Annotated in this window: 11 protein-coding genes; 3 read left to right on the top strand and 8 right to left on the bottom strand. The window is 60.2% G+C overall.

The window, feature by feature from the left end; all coding sequences use genetic code 11:
- Positions 1–3 precede the first annotated feature (3 nt).
- Entirely contained in the window at positions 4–3,465 is a 3,462-nt protein-coding gene (gene pyc, locus AC1ROR_RS18960; protein ID WP_498590363.1) for a pyruvate carboxylase, read from the bottom strand.
- 106 nt (positions 3,466–3,571) lie between these two features.
- Complete coding sequence (locus AC1ROR_RS18955) at positions 3,572–4,309, bottom strand: helix-turn-helix transcriptional regulator (protein ID WP_035221773.1); 738 nt, start codon at positions 4,307–4,309, stop codon at positions 3,572–3,574.
- Positions 4,310–4,644: 335 nt separating this feature from the next.
- On the opposite strand from AC1ROR_RS18955, the gene AC1ROR_RS18950 reads away from it, so the two are divergent.
- Positions 4,645–6,408 carry a glucan ABC transporter ATP-binding protein/ permease gene (locus tag AC1ROR_RS18950; protein WP_080836209.1) on the top strand — a complete coding sequence of 588 codons (1,764 nt, stop codon included), beginning with the start codon at positions 4,645–4,647 and terminating at the stop codon, positions 6,406–6,408.
- Positions 6,409–6,938: 530 nt separating this feature from the next.
- Here the strand turns inward: AC1ROR_RS18950 and AC1ROR_RS18945 are convergent.
- Positions 6,939–15,434: a glycoside hydrolase family 94 protein gene (locus AC1ROR_RS18945; RefSeq protein WP_498590362.1), complete on the bottom strand. Its 8,496-nt coding sequence runs from the start codon at positions 15,432–15,434 to the stop codon at positions 6,939–6,941.
- A gap of 574 nt (positions 15,435–16,008) precedes the next feature.
- Between AC1ROR_RS18945 and AC1ROR_RS18940 the strand changes: the two genes are divergently transcribed.
- On the top strand, positions 16,009–17,187 hold the full coding sequence (locus AC1ROR_RS18940; protein WP_498590361.1) for a M20 aminoacylase family protein: 1,179 nt from the start codon (positions 16,009–16,011) through the stop codon (positions 17,185–17,187).
- 76 nt (positions 17,188–17,263) lie between these two features.
- Here AC1ROR_RS18940 and AC1ROR_RS18935 read toward each other — a convergent pair whose 3' ends face one another.
- A complete protein-coding gene (locus AC1ROR_RS18935) occupies positions 17,264–17,407 on the bottom strand; it encodes a hypothetical protein (RefSeq protein ID WP_003505150.1) in 144 nt (47 codons plus the stop codon).
- Between the two features lie 229 nt (positions 17,408–17,636).
- Here AC1ROR_RS18935 and AC1ROR_RS18930 point away from each other — a divergent pair, with 229 nt between their 5' ends.
- The gene (locus AC1ROR_RS18930; RefSeq protein ID WP_498590360.1) at positions 17,637–18,746 is read left to right on the top strand and encodes an NAD(P)/FAD-dependent oxidoreductase; all 1,110 of its coding nucleotides are present in this window, start codon (positions 17,637–17,639) and stop codon (positions 18,744–18,746) included.
- Between the two features lie 2 nt (positions 18,747–18,748).
- On the opposite strand, the gene AC1ROR_RS18925 is transcribed toward AC1ROR_RS18930, so the two are convergent.
- The 4 genes from AC1ROR_RS18925 to denD form a co-directional block, all read right to left on the bottom strand.
- Entirely contained in the window at positions 18,749–19,723 is a 975-nt protein-coding gene (locus AC1ROR_RS18925) for a threonine ammonia-lyase (protein WP_498590359.1), read from the bottom strand.
- Positions 19,724–19,835: 112 nt separating this feature from the next.
- Positions 19,836–21,620, bottom strand: coding sequence for an IlvD/Edd family dehydratase (locus AC1ROR_RS18920; protein ID WP_498590358.1), 1,785 nt, complete (start codon positions 21,618–21,620; stop codon positions 19,836–19,838).
- Positions 21,621–21,629: 9 nt separating this feature from the next.
- Entirely contained in the window at positions 21,630–22,532 is a 903-nt protein-coding gene (locus tag AC1ROR_RS18915; RefSeq protein ID WP_498590357.1) for an NAD(P)-dependent oxidoreductase, read from the bottom strand.
- Positions 22,529–23,515: a D-erythronate dehydrogenase gene (gene denD / locus AC1ROR_RS18910; RefSeq protein ID WP_498590356.1), complete on the bottom strand. Its 987-nt coding sequence runs from the start codon at positions 23,513–23,515 to the stop codon at positions 22,529–22,531. The genes AC1ROR_RS18915 and denD overlap by 4 nt, the downstream gene beginning before the upstream one ends.
- Between the last annotated feature and the right edge of the window lie 98 nt (positions 23,516–23,613).

Genomic DNA, 23,613 nt, shown 5'->3' with positions numbered 1-23,613 from the left:
CCCTTATTCGGCGTATGATATCAGCAGATCCTTGGCGTCGATCTGATCGCCTGGCTTGACGAGAACTTCGGCGATCTTGCCCTCGCGCTCCGCATGAAGCGCCGTTTCCATCTTCATCGCTTCGATGGAGAGCAGCACGTCGCCGGCCTTGACCTCCTGTCCCTGATTAACGAAGACGCGGCTGATCACGCCCGGCATAGGCGCACCGATATGCGTGCCATTGCCGAGTTCCGCCTTACGGCGCACGGCGGAACCGGAAGCGCCATGGGCACGGTCCGGCACCTTGATTCGACGAGGCTGACCATTGATCTCGAAGAAGACTGTCACCATGCCCTTGTCGTCAGTGCCGGATGAAGCCTGATTGACGATAACCAGCGTTTTGCCGCGTTCAATATCGGCAAACAGCTCCTCGCCATCCTCCATGCCGTAGAAGTAGGCATCGGTAGGCAGCACGGAAACGGGACCATAGGTCTCGGCGGTAAGCGCGAAGTCCGTGAACACCTTCGGATACATCAGATAGGACGCGAACTCGAAATCATCGACCTTGCGCTCCAGCTTCGTCTCGATCGTCTTTCTTTCGGCATCGAGATCGGCATCCGCCAGCAACGAACCAGGACGAACCGTGTAGGGAGCCTCGCCTTTCAGCGCCTTTTTCTGCAGGGCCTCCGGCCAGCCACCCGGTGACTGCCCAAGATCGCCCTTCAGCATCGACACCACGGAGTCAGGGAAAGACACCTCACGGTCGGGATTCTCGACATCGGCAACCGTGAGATCCTGGCTCACCATCATGAGCGCCATATCGCCGACGACCTTGGAAGACGGCGTTACCTTGACGATATCGCCGAACATCCGGTTGGCATCGGCATAGGCCTGCGCCACCTCGTGCCAACGGCTCTCGAGACCGAGCGAGCGGGCCTGTTCCTTGAGATTGGTGAACTGCCCGCCCGGCATTTCATGCAGATAGACTTCCGAGGCCGGTCCCTTCAGATCGCTTTCAAAAGCCGCATATTGATTGCGCACGGCCTCCCAGTAGAAGGAAATGCGGCGGATCCATTCGGTATCGAGACCCGTATCCCGTTCCGACCCAGCAAGTGCCTCCACAATGGAGCCGAGGCATGGCTGCGACGTGTTGCCGGAGAAGGCATCCATCGCCGCATCCACGGCATCGACGCCCGCATCCACGGCAGCAAGAACAGTCGCGGCGGAAATGCCCGATGTATCATGGGTGTGGAAATGGATCGGCAGACCGGTCGCCTCACGCAGGGCCTTGAACAGAACCTTGGCGGCGGCCGGTTTCAACAGGCCCGCCATATCCTTGACGGCGATGATATGCGCACCGGCCTTTTCCAGCTCGGCGGCAAGGCTGGTATAATATTTGAGATCGTATTTCGGGCGCGCCGAATTCAGCAGATCGCCGGTATAGCAGATGGTCGCCTCGCAGAGCTTGTTCTCCTCGGCGATCGCATCCATCGAGACGCGCATATTCTCCACCCAGTTCAGGCAGTCGAAGACGCGGAAAAGATCGACCCCGCCCCTTGCTGCCTGACGAACGAAATATTTCACAACGTTGTCGGGATAGTTCTTGTAACCGACGCCGTTTGCGCCGCGCAGCAGCATTTGCAGCAGCAGGTTCGGCGCGCCTTCGCGGATCAGGGCAAGACGCTCCCATGGGTCTTCCGTCAGGAAGCGCATGGAGACATCGAAGGTCGCACCACCCCAGCATTCCAGCGACAGAAGCTCAGGCAGCGCCTTGGCATAAACGCTGGCGACGCGGGCGATATCATGCGTGCGAACGCGAGTCGCCAGAAGCGACTGGTGCCCGTCGCGCATGGTCGTGTCGGTGACCAGCACACGCTTTTCATTGCGCATCCAGTCCGCAAAGCCTTTCGGGCCGAGCTTGTCCAGCAGCTGCTTGGTGCCGTCGGGCGTCGGCGCATCGATATAGGGCACGACGGGCTTTGCCGCCTTTTCGGACGGCCTGGCGCGACCCTTGGTTTCCGGGTGGCCGTTGACCGTCACATCGGCAAGATAGGTCAGAAGCTTGGTGGCGCGGTCCTGACGCTTGACCTGTGCGAAGAGCTCCGGCGTCGAATCGATGAAACGCGTCGTATAGGTATTGTTGCGGAAGCTGTCGTGACCGATGATGGCTTCGAGGAAGGTCAGGTTGGTGGCGACGCCGCGGATACGGAATTCGCGCAGCGCGCGGTCCATGCGGTTGATCGCCTCATCCGGTCGCGGCGCCCAGGCCGTCACCTTGACGAGCAGCGGATCGTAATAGCGCGTAATGACAGCACCGGTATAGGACGTGCCGCCGTCCAGACGGATGCCGAAGCCCGAAGCGGAGCGGTAAGCGGTGATACGGCCATAATCCGGAATGAAGTTGTGTTCCGGATCTTCCGTGGTGATGCGGCACTGCAGCGCATGCCCGTTGAGGCGGATATCTTCCTGCTTCGGCACACCCGATTCCGGCGTGCCGATTGCGGCCCCCTCCAGAATATGGATCTGCGCCTTGACGATATCAATACCGGTCACGACTTCGGTGACGGTATGCTCCACCTGAATGCGTGGATTGACCTCGATGAAGTAGAACTTGCCGGTATCGGCATCCATCAGATATTCGACCGTGCCGGCGCCGATATAATTTGTCGCGGCAGCGATCTTCAGCGAATAGGCCGCCAGCTCCTGGCGTTGCGCTTCGCTGAGATATGGTGCCGGCGCACGCTCGACCACCTTCTGGTTACGACGCTGGATCGAACAATCGCGCTCGAACAGATGTACGACGTTTCCATGCGTATCGCCGAGAACCTGGCTCTCGACGTGGCGGGCGCGCTCGACCAGCTTTTCGAGATAGACCTCGTCCTTGCCGAAGGCGGCCTTCGCTTCGCGCTTGGCCTCGGTCACTTCACGCGCCAGGTCTTCCTTTTTGCGGATGGCGCGCATGCCGCGGCCGCCGCCGCCCCAGGAGGCCTTCAGCATGACGGGATAGCCGATTTCCTCGGCCATGCGCTCCACTTCCGATATATCGTCCGGCAGCGGATCGGTGGCGGGAACGACGGGCACATCAACAGAAATCGCCAGATTGCGGGCAGCCACCTTGTTGCCGAGCTGGCGCATCGTATCCGCGGTCGGTCCAATGAAGGTTATGTCGGCCTTGTTACAGGCCTCCACGAATTCCGGGCTCTCGGACAGAAGGCCGTAACCGGGATGGATCGCGTCAGCTCCGGAAAGCTTGGCAACGCGGATAACCTCTTCGATCGAAAGATAACTTTCAATCGGCCCCATATCCTTGGCGAGATGTGGCCCTCTGCCGACCTGATAGGATTCGTCCGCCTTGAAGCGGTGCAAAGACAGCTTGTCCTCTTCCGCCCAAATCGCAACGGTTTTAATCCCAAGCTCGTTGGCTGCCCGGAAAACGCGGATCGCAATTTCGGATCGGTTGGCAACAAGTATTTTCGATATTTTCAAGACGGTCTCCCCACACGCCAAAACAAAATTTCTGCTGCACTGCGGAATTAAGCAGCAAAACCCGGTCTTGGAAAGGGCAATTCGGGAGAGAACCGTCCTGTCGCCGCTAGCTCAGCAAGCCATGGCGAAAAGCAAGCGCGACGGTATGCTGCCGGTTCTTGGCGCTGAACCGGCGCTGGATTCCGTTGATATACCAGTCGACCGTGTGGTTGGAGATCGATAGCTGGCGTCCGATTTCCGTCGAGGTCATGCCGTCCGCCATCAGCGTCAGCACTTCCATTTCCCGTTTTGTAAGCTCGAGAGCGGAAACATCCGGGCCATTGTTGAGGCCATGGGCCTGACCCGAAAGGTCGAGCAGGCGCCAGAACACGGCACGCGTGGCCGCATCCAGCAGCTCGACCTGAAGCAAAGGCAATTGCCGGTCCTGGCCGCCAATGAACACCGCGCCGATAAATCCCGCGCGTCCGTGCACGGGAAAGGCATAACCGCCCTGCAGGCCATATCGACCGGCATCGTTAAAAAAGACGCTCGCCCTTTTTCGATGCATGGCGCGGGGCAGGCCCTCCAGGGCCTCTTTCCACTGGAACGGCTTGTGGACCATGCCGATCACTTTACGGACGGGATCGACGAGATTGTATTTCTTGGCCCTGTAGACCTCGATCCAGCCTTCCGGCAGATGTTGTGCGAGAATCTGGCCGGTGGAGGCAAGCTCCCCGGTCATCCGCCTGCTGACAAGGAAATATTCGAAACCATATTCGCGAATAAGAGTCACGAATTCGGAACGAACGCGGTCGGCGCTTCCCGCCTGGTAACATGCAGAGATGAAGTGAAGAATATCATGCATAAAGACACATGGCCCGGAACTTGGCTTGAAAGGAATGACCGAAGGACATGGTCCCGCGATGACGTCATGTTACTCGGGCGCCGGTCGGATGAGATTGATCATGTCATCGTTAGCAATCCCTGAAACGAACATGCAAAATCTTGTGACGGCGTCCCCTGGAGATCGGGTTCGTTTTTTTTCGGTTCGCATGCGCGGTCAGTTTGTTAAGCCGCCATTCAGACAGAAAGAGCGATAATTACACAAATTTCGCCGTCTCATGCAACCTTGCTAAAGAAGCATTGCTTGAGACCGAACAATCAACCGCTCGAAAAAGATGCCCGGACTGGATTGAAAATTTGACTTTGTTTCAGGTTTACACACGCGCTCTGCGCTATCTGACCGTACATAAATGGCGTGTGACGGTGGTTGTCATCGCCAACGTCATTCTTGCGGCGATCACCATTGCCGAACCCGTGCTGTTCGGCCGGATCATCGACGCCATTTCTTCCGGCACCAACGTCACGCCCATTCTCATTCTCTGGGCGGGCTTCGGCGTCTTCAATACCGTCGCTTACGTTGCTGTCGCACGCGAGGCGGACCGGCTGGCGCATGGCCGCCGTGCAACGCTGCTGACGGAAGCCTTCGGGCGCATCATTTCGATGCCGCTCTCCTGGCACCATCAGCGCGGCACGTCCAACGCCCTGCACACGTTGCTGCGCGCCAGCGAGACGCTGTTTGGCCTCTGGCTGGAATTCATGCGCACCCATCTGGCAACCTTCGTGGCACTCGTGCTGCTTGTCCCGACAGCCATGTCCATGGACCTGCGCCTCAGCTTCGTTCTGATTGGCCTCGGCATCGTCTACTGGTTCATCGGCAAATGGGTGATGGGCCGTACCAAGGACGGCCAGGCTTCGGTCGAAGAGCACTATCACAGCGTTTTTGCCCATGTCAGCGATTCCATCAGCAACGTATCGGTACTGCATAGCTACAACCGCATCGAGGCCGAAACGAAGGCGCTGAAATCCTTCACCGAGAAGCTGCTGAGCGCCCAATATCCGGTGCTTGACTGGTGGGCTTTCGCCAGCGCGCTGAACCGTACGGCCTCCACCGTGTCTATGATGATCATCCTCGTCATCGGCACGGTATTGGTGAAGAACGGCGAGTTGCGCGTCGGCGACGTCATTGCCTTCATCGGTTTTGCCAATCTCCTGATCGGCCGTCTCGACCAGATGCGCCAATTCGTGACGCAGATTTTCGAGGCCCGCGCCAAGCTCGAGGATTTCTTCGTGCTGGAGGATTCCGTCAAGGAACGGGAAGAGCCGGGCGATGCCCGCGAATTGTCCAATGTCTCCGGCACCGTGGAGTTCCGCAACATCAACTTCGGTTTTGCCAACACCAAGCAGGGCGTCCACGACATCTCGTTCACGGCCAAGGCCGGACAGACCATTGCAATCGTCGGGCCGACAGGCGCGGGCAAGACCACGCTCATCAACCTTCTGCAGCGTGTCTACGATCCGGATTCCGGCCAGATTCTGATCGATGGAACCGATATTTCGACGGTGACCAAGAATTCGCTCAGAAACTCCATCGCAACCGTGTTTCAGGATGCCGGCCTTTTGAACCGTTCCATCCGCGAGAACATCCGCCTCGGTCGCGAATCGGCCACGGATGCGGAAGTGATGGAAGCGGCAGCCGCTGCGGCAGCGACGGATTTCATCGATAGTCGCATCAATGGCTACCTGACGCAGGTGGGCGAACGCGGCAACCGCCTGTCCGGCGGCGAACGCCAGCGCATCGCCATCGCCCGCGCCATTCTGAAGAACGCCCCCATTCTGGTTCTCGATGAAGCAACCAGCGCACTGGACGTGGAAACGGAAGCACGCGTGAAAGCCGCGGTGGACGCGCTCAGAATGAACCGCACAACCTTCATCATCGCCCACCGCCTTTCCACGGTTCGCGATGCCGATCTGGTGCTGTTCCTCGATCAGGGCCGTATCATCGAAAAGGGCACGTTTGATGAACTCAGCCAACGCGGCGGACGCTTCACCTCGCTGCTGCGCACCAGCGGCCTTTTGACGGAAGACGAAGGCCAGCCCCGGCCGAAAGCCATCGCTTCCTGAGAATTTGGATAATCGAATAAAGAGAGGGCGGACACCGTGTTGTCCGCCCTTTTTCTTTGTCCGCTTTGTGAGTGTTACGCGGCGGAGGACATGGTCTCTTCATCCGAGCGAACAATGTTTGCCCAGACTGATCCCACGGACATTCGCTCATGCGGCAATTGATGCCCCTTCCCACGATAACCACTTGGGGGAAGTCTCGGCTGATAATAGCGAAGGGCGAGCGGCGCGTGCTGTGACAGGAGCGCACGAGTGAGACAAAGGTCACCGGACGCTACGCGCTCAAAGATTACTGACAAAGCTTTGCCGGCTAGGTTCGCCATGCTCGGACCTGTCCGGGCATCCGCGACGTACTGATTTTATCGTATTTGATTACATCCTCGGAAGAGGACGACGTTGCATTTCTCAAAAGGTTGGGGTGCCACGCAACCATGCAAGACCAAACAAATATCAGAGGCGAGGCAGCTCATAAAAATTCAGGCCCCTGCGTCACCGCAGGAGCCTGGCTTTAAAAGCGCGGAAAATCGGTCGTCTCAATCGAAGGGGATCACCCGATCGTCTGCCGACAGCGGCTTGCCATCGACGGATACGGAGACGTCCGCTGTGCCGGCCTTGCGGCTGACGGCAATGTCCTTCGCCTTTCCGTCGAGCGTGATCTTCACCGAGAAACCGCTCCAGTCCTCCGGCAGCGATGGCGAGATGTGAAGCTTGCCGTCGGTGCGGGTGATACCGAGAATACCTTCGACTGCCGCACGGTAGAGCCAGCCGGCGGAACCCGTGTACCAGCTCCAGCCGCCACGGCCCGCATAAGCGCCTTCACCGTAGACATCCGCAGTCACCACATAGGGTTCGACCCGATAGGTTTCCGACGCTGCCGCATCGAGCGCATGATTGACGGGGTTGAGCAGCTTGAAGCAGTTCCATGCCTCTTGCGCCCTACCCTGCCTGGCAAGGGCGAGAACCACCCAGGTTGCCGCATGGGTATATTGTCCGCCGTTTTCGCGCACACCCGGCGGATATCCCTTGATATAGCCCGGATCATGCGGCGCCTGCGAGAAGGGCGGCGTGAACAGCCGGATAATACCGGTCTGCTCATCGACCAGATGCTCCATGACGGCATCCATTGCCTGCCGCGACCGAGCCTCTTCACCTTCGCCGGAGAGAACGCTCCAGCTCTGGCCAAGCGAATCGATCCGGCATTCCTCGCTTTCGGCGGAACCGAGCGGCGTGCCGTCATCGAAATAACCACGCCGATAATAGCTGCCGTCCCAACCCGCCGTTTCGAGAACATTGCGCAGCTTTTCGCGATGCGCCGCCCATTTGCCGACGCGATCAGTATCGCCACGCTTCTCGGCGATCCCGATGAAATCACGCAGGGCCCCGGCCAGGAACCAGCCGAGCCAGACGCTGGTGCCCTTGCCGCCAACGCCGACACGGTTCATGCCGTCGTTCCAGTCGCCGCCGAGGATCAGCGGCAGACCGTTTTCGCCGGTGCGATGGATGGCGAGATCGAGCGCCAGCGCCGCATGTTCGTAAAGTGTGGCGGACCTGTCGCTCGTCTCCGGCTGGAAGAAAGCATCATGCTGGCCAGGCATCAATGCCGGACCTTTCAGGAAGGGAATGCTTTCATCGAGGATGGCGGCATCACCCGTGGCCGAGACATATTGGTTGATCGCATAAGCAAGCCAGACCACATCGTCCGAGATGGTGGTGCGAACACCGGCACCGGTCAACGGCAGCCACCAGTGCTGCACATCGCCTTCCGGGAACTGGCGGCCTGCCGCGCGCAGGATCTGCTTGCGGGCGAGATCCGGCTGGTAGAGCAGGAAGGCCAGCGTATCCTGAAGCTGGTCGCGGAAACCGAAGGCACCGCTCGACTGGTAGAAGGCCGTGCGCGCCAGAATGCGGCAGGCAAGCGCCTGATAGGGCAGCCAGTTATTGACCATGTGGTTGAAGCCGGCATCCGGCGTGGAAACCTGCAACTGCCCGGTAAAGCCCGTCCAGAACGCCTTGCTTTCGTCCAGCACCGTCTGGAAGTCCGCCTGGCGAACATCCTTCACCAACGCTTCGGCCTCTTCCGCATTGTCGGCATCGCCGAGAATGAAGGTCATGTGCCGTTCTTCGCCGGGCTTCAGGTGGATTTCCTGCATCAGCGCAGCACAGGGATCGCCGTCGACCTCGGTGCTGCCACTGAGTGCGGCACCGGACACGATGCCCTGCGGCGCCTGCGCCGACCCAAAGCGACCGATGAATTCCCGACGGCTGGTGGTGAAACCGCTTGCCTCGCTGTCGAGCGTCAGGAACGCCGTGCGGGCGCTATAGTCGATGCTGTAGGGGTTCGACGCGAAGATCGCATTGTTGCCGGCATCGTGCCTGCTCAGAATGAACGGCGCGGATTTCTGGCCGTTATTGCCAAGCACCCATTCCACATAGGCGTAAACCTTCAGGCGGCGGCTTTTCGAACCCTTGTTACGAACGATGACCTGCGAGAGCTTGACCGGTTTTTCACGGTCCACGGTCTGCGTCAGCTCCACCTCCAGCGTATCGGCCACGCCCGTCAGCACGGAGTAACCAAGACCATGGCGCGTTTCGAACATGGCTTCGGGATCGCGCGACAGCGCGGCGCAGGGCGTATAGAGCTTTCCTGTCTCGACATCGGCGACATAGAAGGCCTCACCCGGGCGGTTGATGACCGGATCGTTGCTCCAGGGCGTCAGCTGATAGTCGCGTGAATTGCGGCTCCAGCTGAAACCGGCACCTTCGGCAGAAATATGGAAGCCGAAATTCTCATTCGAGATGACGTTGATCCACGGATGCGGCGTGGACTGCCCGCCATTGAGGCGCACGACATATTCCTGACCGCTTCTGGCAAAACCGCCGAAACCGTTCCAGAAATCGAGATCGCCCGCATCCTCCACCGGCTCCGCCACAGGGAAGACCGGCACAGGCAGACGGGCCTGCGCGGCGTCGCTTGTGCCGTCAGGACCGCGATGGGCCGCAAACAGCGATACCGCACGGTTGATCTGGTCAACAATCTTGCCGTTGCGCACGTGGAGAACCACGCGGGAAGCGGCGAGAAGCGCGCTCCAGGTCTCTTCATCCATCAGGTCACGGCGCACGGAGAAGACGTGCGGACGTCCGCCATCGGCGGGATTGATGCGGCGCTGCGCCTCGGAAATATGATCCAGCGCATGCTGCATGTCCTGCGCATAGGACGCAGCCCGTTCGTTGACGATGACGAGATCGAAGATCACGCCGCGCGAGCGCAGATATTCATGGGCGCTCAGCGCCTCACGGGCGATATCCATATCCATATCGTCGTTGATACGCAGGCTGAAGATCGGGAAATCGCCAGAAATCGCAAGCGGCCACAAAGCGCGCTGCGAAGCGAGACCTGTTTTCAGCGTTTCCGAATCCGCACGCAGATGCATGTCGGGATAGGTCAGATAACGGCCGAGATGCTGGAAGGCGGCCGCCTGCTGCGAGGTAACGCCCACATGGCGCATCTGTACCTGCGTGCGCGTCCAGGCATGCACGAGTTCATGCGCGAAGGCATCCGGATGACGGTAACGGTCGATTGCCTTGTCGACCTCCTCGCGGCTCGGCGCGGCGATCGTCCAGAAGATCACGCTCACCTTCTTGCCCGCCGGCACGCGCACGGTGCGGCGCAGCGACAGGATAGGATCAAGCGTGAAGCCGTCGGTGCTGGAAAGCGTCGCACCGACATCGAAAGCTGCCGCTTCACGCAGCGAACGCCCGCGACCGATGAACTTGGCACGATCCGTCTCGAATTCCGTCGGCCGCGACGGGCCGGCATTGTCGGCGGCAAGATGCGCAATGACGGTGCAGGGCTCGTTCGGGCTGCGGCGGTTGCGCCAGGCTCGAATAACGTCGCCGCGGCGCCCAATCTCCGTCTGCACGAACATGCGCGAGAACAGCGGATGGGCGTTGTCGTCGTCCTCCGACGCAATCACCGGCTCCATATAGGAGGTCACTTCGATATAGCGATCCTCGGAACCGACATTGAGCAGGGTGACGCGGCGGCCCTCGGCATCATGCTCGGTGGCGACGATGCATTCGACCACGCTCTGCAGATCGCCGGTGGTTTTGTGGAATTCAGCCTTGTCGTCGGTGAAGATCGTCTTGGTCTTTTCACCTTCGATGACGCGCGGCTCCGCCGTCGCACTCCACCATTGTCCATTGGTGGTGTCGCGCAGGAAGATGAAGGTGCCCCAGCGATCCTCCGTCGGGTCGGCCTTCCAGCGGGAAATCGCCTGTCCGTTCCACTTCGAATACCCGGCACCCGTGGAGGTGAGCATGGTCGAGTAGTGGCCATTCGACAGGAACACCACTTCGCGGTCGCGCACGGCCGGGTCGGCAATGGAGCGCACTTCTGCGCGCAGGAGGTCGGCCTGTTCCTTGCCGGGAGTTTCCGGCTCGTATTTGGCGCTCATGACCGGCACTTCGCGCGGCGCCTTTTCCTGCAGCAGCAGTTCGGCGGCCTCGATCACCGGATCGGAGTGGAACAGTTCGCGCAGCACGCCGTCAAAGGCGACGTTGGCGACGGCCGCAATCGACATGCCATGGTGGTGGGCGTAATAATTGTAGACCACCGCGCAGACCTTGCCATCGGGCACACGTGTCGGCGTGAAATCCACCGCGTCGTGGAAACCGTACTGGCCAAGCGCGCCAAGCTTGCGCAGCTTGTCGAGGTTTTCGAGCGCACCGTCAGGATCATACTGGCTGGCGAGGATCGACGCATAAGGCGCGATCACCGCATTCTGGCCAAGGCCGCGCTTGAGGCCGAGCGTCGGCACACCGAAATTGGTGTACTGATAGTTCATGTTGTGGTCGCGGGCGTTGAACGCCGCTTCGGAAATGCCCCATGGCGTGCCGAGGCGACGGCCATGGTTCATCTGTTCCTTGACGATCAGATTGTTGGTCTGGTTGAGGATGCCACCCTGACGCTCCTGCATGACGAGCGGCGGCATCAGATATTCGAACATCGAGCCGGACCAGGAGACCAGCGCGCCCTGCGCGCCAATCGGCACGACCTGGCGACCGAGACGATACCAGTGCTCGGTCGGCAGATCGCCCTTGGCGATGGCGAAGAGGCTCGTCAGGCGGCATTCAGACGCCAGAAGGTCGTAGCAGGCCTCGTCCAGCTCCTTGCTTTCGACGCGATAGCCAATCGACAGAAGACGGCGATCCTTGCGGTAAAGGAAGGTGAAATCCATCGAGAAGGCAAGGTTACGGCTGCGGTCGCGCAGCGATGCGAGACGCTGGCGCAGCGGCTCCATATTGGTGAGGTCGATGGCGCTGTCGGAAATATGCGCTTCGCAGGATTCCACGAGCAATTGCGCCCAACGGGTCACTTCCGCGCTCTGCGCGGACTTCACCTCGTGATCAACATTGGTGGCAAGCTTCTGGATGTCGCGCGCCAGCACCGCAAGATTGATGACGCGGATGGAAGCAAATTCATGCTCGCGCTTGACCGAGGCCAGAGCGTTCGAGAAGCCGATGATGCGCTCCTCAAGGCGACGATGCAGCGGACGCAGGTTCTTGCGGTCGTCGGGCAGCGCCTTCAACGTTTCACGCAGAATGCCGGCGACATCGCCGATACCGTCAAGATTGCCCTGAAGATGCGCGGACGGCGCTTCCGCCCAATCACGGCAGGCGGACGAAACCGCGATCAGGTGGCCGGCGAGATTGCCGCTATCCACCGCCGAAACATAGCGCGGCCCAAGCGTCTGCAAGGTGTCGGTATGATACCAGTTGTAGAGATGGCCACGATGCTTTTCCATCTTCTCGACGGTCTGGATCGTGTTCTCGATCCGCTCCAGCGTATCGGCAAAGCTGATCCAGCCGAACTGGCGGGCCGAAATAATGGAAAGCAGATAAACGCCGATATTGGTGGGCGAGGTACGCGAAGCGACGATCGGCTCCGGCGTTTCCTGGAAGTTGTCCGGCGGCAGGTGGTTTTCCTGCGGCGTCACGAAGGCCTCGTAATAACGCCAGGTGCGACGCGCGATCTTGCGAAGCTCGAAGGAGACGTGTTCCGAAACGAACAGCCGGTCTTCGGTTTCAGCCGACTGGCTGACATACCAGGCAACGGCGGGGGACAGAACCCAGAGCAGCGTGAAGGGTATGCCGATCAGGAAAGCGTTGTCGCCCGGCAGCGCCGCAAACAGCAGGCCAAGCATCGCCACCACGGGCGCATGCCACATCTGGCGGTAATAATCGATGATGCTGCCCTGCGCGCTCGACTGCATGCTGGCGGCGGTACGCCATTCCAGCATCAGCTTGTGGCTGACGAGCAGGCGGTAAAGCGAACGGGCAATCGCATCCGTCATCATACAGGCGGCATCGGCGATGAAGACGATACGCAGCGCAACCTGCGCATTGGTGGCGCGGATTTCCGACCAGATGGTATGGAAATGCGCCTGCGGCACGATATCAGTTGAGCGCGGCACGAGACCGGACAGCAGGGACAGCGTGGGCGCGACGAACAGCGAGAAGATCAGCAGGATCTGCCAGATCAGCGCACCGAGCGGGTCCATGAAATACCAGCCGAGGATCGAGGCGAAGAACCAGGCGATCGGCGTCAGCGAGCGACGCAGATTGTCGACCATCTTCCAGCGGCCGATGGCGGTAACGCCGCGGGCACGATCGAGGATAAAGGGCAGAAGCTGCCAGTCACCACGCGCCCAGCGATGCTGGCGCGACACTTCCACCTCATAGCGGGTCGGGAAGTCCTCCACCAGTTCCACGTCGGTCACCAGCGCACAGCGCGCAAACGAGCCTTCAAGCAGATCGTGGCTGAGAATGGAGTTTTCTTCGATACGGCCCTTCAGCGCCGCCTCGAAGGCATCCACATCATAAAGACCCTTGCCGGTGAACGTGCCTTCCGAGGTCAGGTCCTGATAGACGTCGGAAACGGTAAAGACGTAAGGATCGATACCGCGGTTGATCGAGAAGACGCGCTGGAAGACGGAGGCGTCCTTGCCGGTCGTCAGCGAGGGCGTTACCCGCGGCTGCAGCAGGCCATAGCCTTCGACAACCCGTCCGGATACCGGATCGATCACCGGACGGTTGATCGGGTGGTGCATCTTGCCGACGAGCTTGGTCACTGCATCGCGCATCAGGCGCGTATCAGCATCCAGCGTCATGACGTATTTGACATCGGCAGGCACGATATTCGCGCCGCCGAGGAAGGTCGTATCCTTGTCGCCGCGCAGCAGCATGTTCAGTTCGTGCAGCTTGCCACGCTTGCGCTCCCAGCCCATCCAGCAGCCTTCAGCCGGATTGTAGATGCGGCGGCGGTGCAGCAGGTAAAAGCGCGTCTTGCCGTCAAAGGCATAACGGCTGTTCAGCGCCGCAAGCTCGCGCTTGGCATAGTCGAGAATTTCAAGGTCATCGTCGGACTGTTCATACTGCGCATCGCGCCAGTCGCTCACCAGCGAGAAATAAATCTCGCCATGCGGATTGGCGAGATAATGCACCTCGATATTGCGCATCATCTCGTCGACGCTGTCGCGGCTGGTCAGCATGCAGGGCACGGCGACCAATGTGCGGGCATCCTGCGGAATGCCATTCTTGAATTCGTATCCGACCAGCCGGAACGGTTTCACGAAGAAGGTGACGAGGGTGTTGAAGAGGCCGGTCGCGCCTTCGGATGCCGGCAATGCGAACATCAGCAGGAAGGCGGTCACGACATACCAGGGCATGCCCGCCTGCGCCAGGAACCAGCCGACAGCGAGCATGGCGAGCGCGGTGATGAGAAGGACCGGCGCGGCGATTGCCAGCCAGTTGAACTTGCGCATCGAGCGCACGATACGCTGCGACACCAGCGGCCGGTAACCCAAAGCCTTTTCAAGCTCGAAGCGACGCTGGCCGACAAGCACCGAGCCGACATTGACGCGATGAGTTTCATCCGCACCGACCGGCGTCTCCGAACGCGCCATTTCGACGGCGGCGCGCGCAACCTCCACTTCAGTCTTGGGAGAACGTCGCGCCAGAAGTTCGATAGTATTGCGGTAGGTGTTGCGCGAACCGAAATCGAGAACCTCGTAGTCGGTCTCTTCGCGCAGGACCTTGTCGATATGGCTGACTTCCTCGAACCACACCGACCATTCGGTATCGTCGATTTCGCGCAGGCTCTTGACGATGTTGCCCATCGTGACATTGCCGGATGCCAGGCGGTTATGTTCCGACATCATGACGTTTTCGGCATCCGTGCCGGCAGCGTGAAGACGCTCTTCGAGCCAGGCAACGGCAAAACCGGAGGTCTGCGAACCGTTCCTCAGACGATAAAGGAACTGCGTCGCGAAAGTCGGGTCGTCGACCAGCGAATCGACCTGCTTGAGAAGCGCTGCCGAGGCTTCCGCATCGTTCAGACGGATGATTTCATCGACGACCTCATTCGCCTTCTGGCGCATGCGGCGCGAACGCTCCACGCGGATGGAGATACGGCGAAGATTTTCGATGAGAACGAAACGGATGATCGACGGCAAAGCCCACAATTCGCCGATCTGCAACGTCTTCGAGGTCTGGTAGCCATCCACCAGCGCCGTCATGTTTTCGCGCGAAACCGTGCTGTGGGTATGGGCGACATAAAGCCAGCCGAGCGCCATGACCCGCGGGATCGTCACGCCGCCCACCGTCATCGTCGGCAGCTGGCGGTAGAATTTGCGCGGAAAATCGCGGCGGACTTCCTGGATCGCCTCTTCGATGACGTAGTGATTGTCGAGCAGCCATTCCGCCGCCGGCGTTATCGTCGCGCCATTTTCCGCATCGACGGCCGTTGTGCGATAGACCCTGAGGATTTCCTTCTCGTTCTCGCGATGACGCTCGAAGAAATCGAACTCCATGAAGCCGGGAAGACTGTCGGCGCCATCGCGCGAAAGCGCGGCGCCCGCATCATGCAGCTCCTCAACCGTCATATACGACGCGCGGATCGAATCATTGTGATCGATCTGCTTCGTCTCGGAATCACGGGCGGCGGCGGTCGGGGTAATATGAAATGACATCGGGCTCGTATTCTGAACTTTATGGAGACTTGTTCGACTTGACCGGCATTTCGTCCGTGGCGGGAACACGCACGAAAATCGGGCCACGCTATATTTATGACTTATCCTGAACCTTCGGTGAACCGGACCGGACGCTGTCCGGAACGGATCGTCATGAGCAGCACATTCGCGGGCGCATCATGGTGCGGTATAATTAATCCGGGATGTTCGCGAAGCTGGAGGTCGGTACGGCCATCGTGTTTTCGATAGGGGGAAGAAAATGCTGTCCTGCGGCCCGGCAATGCCGTTCCGACCGGATTTCGCACCCTCCCCGATGGCGAAAATTGTTCGCGCAACGTCCGATAATCCCCCGTTGACAACCTGAAGGGCAACACGAACCGAGAGGCCCGCGCTACATCCGAAAGAAGCTAATGCCCCAGGACGTCAATAGTTCCATGCCACCTGTCGCGGCACGATGCAAGCGCTGAATTTCGGGGCATTTCCGGGCAGGCACGCCCCTTACGCATGGCTGCATATGCTGCTATGTCATTTACAAAAGACGCCGGAAAAAACGGCCGAACCCGGGACTTTAAAAATGACCAGACAGACCGCAAATCTCGCATCTTTTGCCAACCATATGCCGGATGTGGTGGCCATTCGCCGCCACCTGCACCGCAATCCCGAAATCGGCCTTTCGGAGTTCAAGACGTCGGATTTTATTGCCGAACAGTTGGCGGCAATGGGTTATGAAGTCACGCGGGGGCTCGCCGGAACCGGTGTCGTCGCCACGCTCAGCAATGGCGACAGCACCCGCACGCTCGGCATCCGCGCCGATATCGACGCCCTGCCGATCCATGAAGAAACCGGGGCGGATTATGCGAGCGCCAATCAGGGTGTGATGCATGCCTGCGGTCATGACGGCCATACCGCCATGCTGCTCGGTGCGGCAAAGATCATTGCCGAGCGCAAGAATTTCGACGGAACCCTGCATCTGATCTTCCAGCCGGCGGAAGAGAATTTCGGCGGTGCCCGCATCATGATCGAGGACGGGCTGTTTGACCGTTTTCCCTGCGATGCGGTTTTTGCCCTTCATAACGATCCCGGCGTGCCCTTCGGGCAATTCGTGCTACGCGACGGGCCGATCCTTGCCGCCGTCGACGAATGCAAGATTACCGTCAACGGATATGGCGGCCACGGCGCCGAACCGCAGGATGCGGCCGACCCCATCGTTGCCGGCGCAAGCATCATCATGGCGCTGCAAACCGTGGTCTCCCGCAACATCCATCCGCAATTGTCGGCGGTCGTCACCGTTGGCGCGTTCCATGCCGGTGCTGCCAGCAATGTCATTCCCGAAACGGCGGAAATGCTGCTGACCATCCGCTCCTTCGATCCGGGCGTGCGCGACGAGCTGGAAAAGCGCATCCGGGCGATCGCCGAAGGCCAGGCGGCCAGCTACGGCATGAGTGTCACCATCGATTACGAGCGCGGTTATAATGCAACCGTCAACCACAAGGCGGAAACGGATTATGTCGCCGATCTCGCCCGGCGTTTTGCCGGACCTGAAAAGGTGGCCGAGATGCAGCGCCCTTCGATGGGTGCGGAAGACTTCGCCTATATGCTGGAGAAACGGCCCGGCTGTTATTTCTTCCTCGGCACCGCGCGCACCGATAACGACCCGCCGCTGCACCATCCGAAATTCGATTTCAACGACGATATCCTGCCGATCGGAACCGCTTTCTGGGTTGATCTCGCGGAAGATTACCTGAAGGCGTGAGCGGTCATGAAAAAGGCCGGTCGGAGGAGCGACCGGCCTTTTATTCTCAAATTACCTGATGAGAAAATCGGGAGGATCAGGGAACGAGACCGAAGATGACGGCAGCGACAAAAGCCACGCAGACGCCGACAAGAGCCGCATGAACCGAATCTTTCCAGTTGCGCGGCGACTGGGGCTGCGAGACAAAGTCTTTTACTTTTCCTGCCTTGGAATAAGACATTGTACACTCCCTTCCTGCTCGGCCCTTCAAAGCGGGCATTGCTTATTTCACTCGTAGAATAGCTTTATTCCCCACTGTTTCAGTAGAGATAAAATTCCATAAGATTGGCGCATCGGGAAAAATACCGATTGCGACTTGCCCACCGGCAAGCATCAATCTACCCATGGCTCGGGATTAACGCGGTGGAGGGCTTTTCCGTTCAAAACCAGTGGCGGGCACGGAAAAGACCATGACGGACATCGACGCCATCATCATCGGAGCCGGGGTGATCGGGCTCGCGACAGCGCGTGCACTGGCGATGCGTGGCCTTTCCGTCATCATCCTCGAAAGCGGGAAGGAATTCGGCTCTGCCACCTCCTCCCGCAACAGCGAAGTCATCCACGCCGGTCTTTATTATCCGGCCGGAAGCCTCAAGGCCCGACTTTGCGTGGAGGGCAAGGAGCGGCTCTATGCCTTCTGCCAAAGCCATGGCGTGGCACATCGCCGCTGCGGCAAGCTCATCGTCGCCACGCGCGATGAAGAAACGGCCATGCTCGCCACCCTGCGCGAAAAAGGCGAAGCTAACGGCTGCAACGACCTTGAGCTGATCGACGAGCGACAGGCGCGCCTGCTCGAACCCGCGCTCGCCTGCGTCGCAGCCCTGATATCGCCCTCGACGGGTATTATCGACAGCCACGCCTATATGCTGGCGCTGCTTGGAGATGCGCAGGATCATGGCGCAGCCCTTGCCCTGAATGCACCCTTCGAAAAGGCAGAGGCGATGGGCAATGGTTTCCGCGTTTATGTCGGCGGAGCGGAGCCCACCAGCCTGACATGCCGGCTGCTCGTCAATTCCGCCGGGCTTGTTGCACCCATGGTGGCGAGAAAGATCGAAGGATTGCCGGAGGATGATATCCCGCAGGCGCGTTTCGCCAAGGGCAGCTATTTTTCGCTGGCCGGCAAGTCGCCCTTTTCACGGCTGATCTACCCCGCGCCGCACACCCATGGCCTCGGCGTGCATCTCACGCTCGATCTCGCCGGCCAGGCCCGTTTCGGGCCGGATGTGGAGTGGGTGGACACCATCGACTATGCCGTCGATCCCCGCCGCATGGAGGGGTTTGGCGATGCGATCCGTCGTTATTGGCCGGGCCTTCCCGATAACGCGCTGATCCCGGCCTATTCCGGAATCCGGCCGAAGATTTCCGGCCCGGACGAACCGGCCATGGACTTCCGCATCGATGGGCCGGAAACGCATGGCCTTGCCGGCCTTGTCAATCTTTTCGGCATAGAAAGCCCCGGCCTAACCGCCTCGCTGGCGATTGCCGATGAGGTCGCTGCACGGCTAGACGCCCAACCTTAACCTCAGCCGAAACGGGACAAGGCGCCGGCCATGATCTCCAGATCGACATTGCCGCCGGAAGCGACTGCGATCACCGTTTCGCTTTCCAGTTCATCGCCGTGGAAGAGGGCCGCCGCCAGCGCCACCGCACCACCGGGTTCGACAACGATCTTCAGCCGGTTAAAGGCGAGAACCATAGCCCGCAGCGCTTCCTCCTCGGTCACGGCAACGCCTTTTCCGCACAGCCCGGCCATGATGGGGAAAGTAATGTTGCCGGGCTGCGGCGTGACGATCGCGTCGCAGATCGAGCCCGAGGTCGTGGCGTTACGCTCGATCTTACCCGCAGCAAGGGAGCGCGCCACATCGTCGAACCGCTCCGGTTCCGACGTCCTGACCTTGTAGTTCGGCGCTTTCGCTGCGAGTGCCAGGGAGATGCCGGAGGTGAGGCCGCCGCCACCGCAGGGCACCAGAACCTCGGCCGCACCGATGCCCAGCTCCGCGCCCTGTTCAGCAATCTCCAGCCCCACTGTCCCCTGCCCGGCAATGACCAGCGGTTCGTCATAGGGCCTGATCAGCGTCAGCCCACGCTCGCGAGAAATGCGATCTCCGATAGCGTCGCGATCTTCGTTAGCACGGTCATAGAGCACCACATCCGCGCCATAAGCGCGGGTATTGTCGATTTTGATCTTCGGCGCATCCGACGGCATAATGATGACGGCAGGAACATTGTGCAGCCGGGCGGCAAGCGCCACGCCCTGCGCATGGTTGCCGGAGGAGAAGGCGATCACGCCCTTGGCGCGCACCTCTGCCGGAAGGCCGGAGACAGCCGACCAGCCGCCGCGAAACTTGAAGGAACCCGTTCTCTGCAGGCATTCAGCCTTTACAAACAGCTTCCGCCCGGCAATTTCGTCCAGAAAAGGCGATGAGAGAAGCGGTGTGCGAACCGCATGGTTGCCGATGCGCCCACGCGCGGCCTCTATCATCGAAATATCTGTCATGTCCTGCCCCTGTGATGCGGATTTGCGGATACATTAAGAGGTCGCAATCAATTGCGAAACCGCCCGGAAAAGAAAAATCCCCGGACGTAGCCGGGGATTTTGTCCTATGTGATCAATGATTGTGCCGGGGCATCTTCTCGGCAATCCGGCGGAAATCCGCGGCCCCTTCCAGAACCGCGCCATCCGAAAGCTGCATCACCGACTGGCGGTAGATGCGCTGCCATGGCGTCGCATCCGCAGGAACGGCAGGAATGCCATCGGCCTTGCGGGCGGTAAGCTCCTCATCCGGCACCAGCGCATTGCATTGCCCCCCATTGAAATCGATGCGGATCACATCGCCCGTGCGGAGCCATGCCAGTCCGCCGCCTGCGGCACTTTCCGGCGAGGCGTTGAGGATGGACGGGCTGTCCGCCGTTCCCGATTGCCGGCCGTCGCCGATAGTCGGCAGACTGGTGATGCCCTTTTTCAACAGGGCATCCGGTGGCTGCATGTTGACGACCTCTGCCGAACCCGGCCAGCCGAGCGGCCCCGCACCGCGAATAACGAGAATGGTGCGCTCATCAATATCGAGGGACGGATCGTTGATACGGGCGTGATAGTCTTCCGAACCATCGAACACCACGCATTTGCCCTCGAAAATCCCCTCGCGGCCCGGTTCGCTCAGATAACGCTGGCGGAATTCCGCCGAGATCACGCTCGTCTTCATGATGGCGAAATCGAACAGATTGCCCTTGAGAACGAGGAAACCGGCCCGTTCCTTCAGCGGCTTGTCATAAGGCAGGATCACGTCGCGGTCGGTCGATTCCCGCCCTTCCAGATTTTCCGCCATGGTCTTGCCGGTTACGGTGGGACAGCTTCCGTCGAGCTTGCCGGCCTTGAGAAGCTCCCACATGATGGCGGGCGTGCCGCCGGCGCGGTGATATTTCTCACCCAGCCATTTGCCGGCCGGCTGAACATTGGCGATGAGCGGAATGTCGTAACCGTGGACCTGCCAGTCTTCCTCGCGAAGCTCGACGCCCGCATGTTTGGCCATGGCTGCCAGATGCGGCTGGGCGTTGGTGGAACCGCCGATTGCCGAGTTGACGCGGATCGCGTTCAAAAACGCCTCTCGCGTCATGATGTCGGAAGGCTTGATATTTTCGACAACCAGCTCGACGGCGCGGCGGCCGGTGCGATAGGCCATCTGGCCGCGTTCACGGTAAGCGGCGGGAATGGCGCCGCAGCCGGTAAGCGACATGCCGAGCGCCTCCGCCATGGCGTTCATGGTAGAGGCCGTGCCCATGGTGTTGCAATGGCCGACCGACGGGGCTGATTCCAGCGCTGCCTGCAAGAATTCCTCACGGGTGATTTCGCCAGCGCCGTATTTGCGGCGCATGCGCCAGATGACCGTGCCGGAACCAACCAGATCGCCATCATGATAACCGTCGAGCATCGGCCCGCCGGATAGAACGATGGCCGGAATATCCACCGTGCTTGCCGCCATCAATGCCGAAGGCGTGGTCTTGTCGCAACCCGTGGTCAAAACGACACCATCAAGCGGATAACCGTAAAGCACTTCCACAAGGCTGAGATAGGCAAGATTGCGGTCAAGCGCCGCCGTCGGGCGCTTGCAGTTTTCAAACATCGGATGGGTCGGAAACTCGATGGGAATGCCACCCGCATCGCGGATGCCGTCCCGCACCCGCTTGACCAGTTCCACATGGACGCGGTTACAGGGCGTCAGGTCGCTGCCGCTCTGGGCAATGCCGATGACCGGCTTGCCGGAACGCAGCTCTTCCGGCGTCACGCCGTAATTCATGAAGCGCTCCAGATAGAGCGCCGTCATGTCGAGATGGTCGGGATTGTCGAACCAGTCCTGCGACCGCAGGCGGCGCATCGGTGTCTTCTCGTCGCTCATGAACCTGCCTCAGCCCTGTTCCCGGTTGTTCAGTTTTTCGAGGTAAAGCAGGATGCCGCTATGGTCGATATCGGCACCGCCATCACCGACGAAGTCATCGAATTCCCGCGTCACCTGCTGGGTAAGCGGCAGGTTGAGAGACAGATCCTTCGCTGTCGCCAGCACGCCGTTCAGATCCTTGAGCTGGAACTTGGAGGGACCGCCAGGTACGAAATTTCGCTTCACCATGCGGTCGCCATGCAGTTCCAGAATCCGGCTTTCGGCAAAACCGCCGCGAATGGCGTTGCGGAACCCTTCACGAGATGCGCCGCCCGCTTCCACGAGCATCATCGCCTCGGCAACCGCGCCGATGGTGATGGCAACGATCTGCTGGTTGGCGAGCTTGCAGAGCTGGCCAGCACCCGAGGGACCGACATAGGTCAGCCGGCCCATCGGCGCGAAAACATCGGCAAGACCCGAGATCAGCGCCTCATCGCCACCCGCCATGATCGCAAGCGTACCGGCGGTCGCGCCCGGCACGCCGCCGGAAACCGGCGCGTCAACGTGATGAATGCCGAGCGACTGAAGCCGGGAGGAATGTTCGCGCGCAATCGGCGGCGCAATCGAGCTGCTGTCGATGACGATCGCACCCTTTTTCAGCGCTTCGGCCACGCCGGCCGCAAACAGCACCTCGCCCACAGCCTTGCCGTCGCTCAGCATGGTGATGACGATATCGGCGCCCTTGGCGGCATCCGCCGGCGATGCCGCGACGACCGCACCATCGCCAACCAGTGCCTCGGCCTTATCGACGCTACGGTTCCAGACCGTGACCGAAAAGCCGGCGCCCAGCAGGCGCCGGGCCATCGGCCCGCCCATCAGGCCCGTGCCGATAAAGGCGACAGACCGCTTCTTCTCCTCCCCGTCGACACTCATTTCAGTGAACCTCCCAGTTCGTCTTCGATATGAACCTGAATGATCTCTTCGAACGAGCTTTCGGCCGTGAAGCCCAGCTCCCGAGCGCGCTTGGCTTCGAAACCGGGGGCCCAGCCTTCGCACATGCGCATGATCATCTCGTTCGGCTCGCGGCGGATAAGGGCAACGGCCTTTTCGCCAGCGACCTTGCGCAGCGCTTCGATCTGCTCGCCGACGGTGGCGCTAAGGCCCGGCATCGACAGGTTGCGGCGCGGGCCGACCTTTTCCACGTCAATCGTTGCGCCATGGATCAGGAAACCGATGGCGGAACGTGGCGAGGCGTGCCAGTGGCGAATGCTTTCCGGCACCGGCAGAACCGCTTCCTGGCCGACCAGCGGCTCGCGCAGGATATTGGAGAAGAAGCCGGAAGCAGCCGCATTCGGCTTGCCGGGACGAATGCAGATGGTCGGCAGACGAATGCCGATGCCGTCAAAGAAACCGCGACGGCTGTAGTCGGACAGCAGCAATTCGCAGATCGCCTTTTGCGTACCATAGCTGGTCAGCGGCGTGGTGTGGAACTCGTCCGGGATCGGATAGGGAAGCGGCGCACCGAAGACGGCGATAGACGAGGTGAAGACCACGCGCGGCTTGTAACCATCCTTGCCGTTGGCAATGCGGATGGCATCGAAGAGATAACGCGTACCGTCGAGATTGATGCGATAGCCCTTGTCAAAATCGAGCTCGGCTTCACCGGAGACGATGGCAGCGAGGTGAAAAATGGCATCGGGACGGGCTTCAACAAGCTTTTCGGCCTCACCCGGCGCGGAGAGATCGGCGGCACGCGCATCGACTGCACCGGAAAAACCGGCGGGCGCTTCGGGCTGAAACACGTCGATAAGCGTGAACTTGTCGATCGGCTTGCCGCCGAGCGATCCATCCTTGACGAGACGCTGCGTCAGCTTGCGGCCAACCATGCCTGCGGCGCCGATGATTGCGATATGCATGTCTTCCTCCTCTTTGTCCCGGCCATTCTCCCGGGACCGAAAAAACATCATCGGCCAGTCGCCGATAAATTAGCTTGTAAGGTTGTCTGATAACCTTA

This window comes from Agrobacterium sp. GW821-FHT14E08 (genome assembly GCF_058803865.1).
This window is presented reverse-complemented; position numbering and strand designations above follow the sequence as displayed.

What these genes read in the sequence shown, in the direction of transcription:
- AC1ROR_RS18955 (WP_035221773.1), bottom strand. Translation starts at nt 4,309, where the DNA reads ATGCATGATATTCTTCACTTCATCTCTGCATGTTACCAGGCGGGAAGC.
- AC1ROR_RS18945 (WP_498590362.1), bottom strand. Translation starts at nt 15,434, where the DNA reads ATGTCATTTCATATTACCCCGACCGCCGCCGCCCGTGATTCCGAGACG.
- AC1ROR_RS18940 (WP_498590361.1), top strand. Translation starts at nt 16,009, where the DNA reads ATGACCAGACAGACCGCAAATCTCGCATCTTTTGCCAACCATATGCCG.
- AC1ROR_RS18935 (WP_003505150.1), bottom strand. Translation starts at nt 17,407, where the DNA reads ATGTCTTATTCCAAGGCAGGAAAAGTAAAAGACTTTGTCTCGCAGCCC.
- AC1ROR_RS18930 (WP_498590360.1), top strand. Translation starts at nt 17,637, where the DNA reads ATGACGGACATCGACGCCATCATCATCGGAGCCGGGGTGATCGGGCTC.
- AC1ROR_RS18925 (WP_498590359.1), bottom strand. Translation starts at nt 19,723, where the DNA reads ATGACAGATATTTCGATGATAGAGGCCGCGCGTGGGCGCATCGGCAAC.
- AC1ROR_RS18920 (WP_498590358.1), bottom strand. Translation starts at nt 21,620, where the DNA reads ATGAGCGACGAGAAGACACCGATGCGCCGCCTGCGGTCGCAGGACTGG.
- AC1ROR_RS18915 (WP_498590357.1), bottom strand. Translation starts at nt 22,532, where the DNA reads ATGAGTGTCGACGGGGAGGAGAAGAAGCGGTCTGTCGCCTTTATCGGC.
- denD (WP_498590356.1), bottom strand. Translation starts at nt 23,515, where the DNA reads ATGCATATCGCAATCATCGGCGCCGCAGGCATGGTTGGCCGCAAGCTG.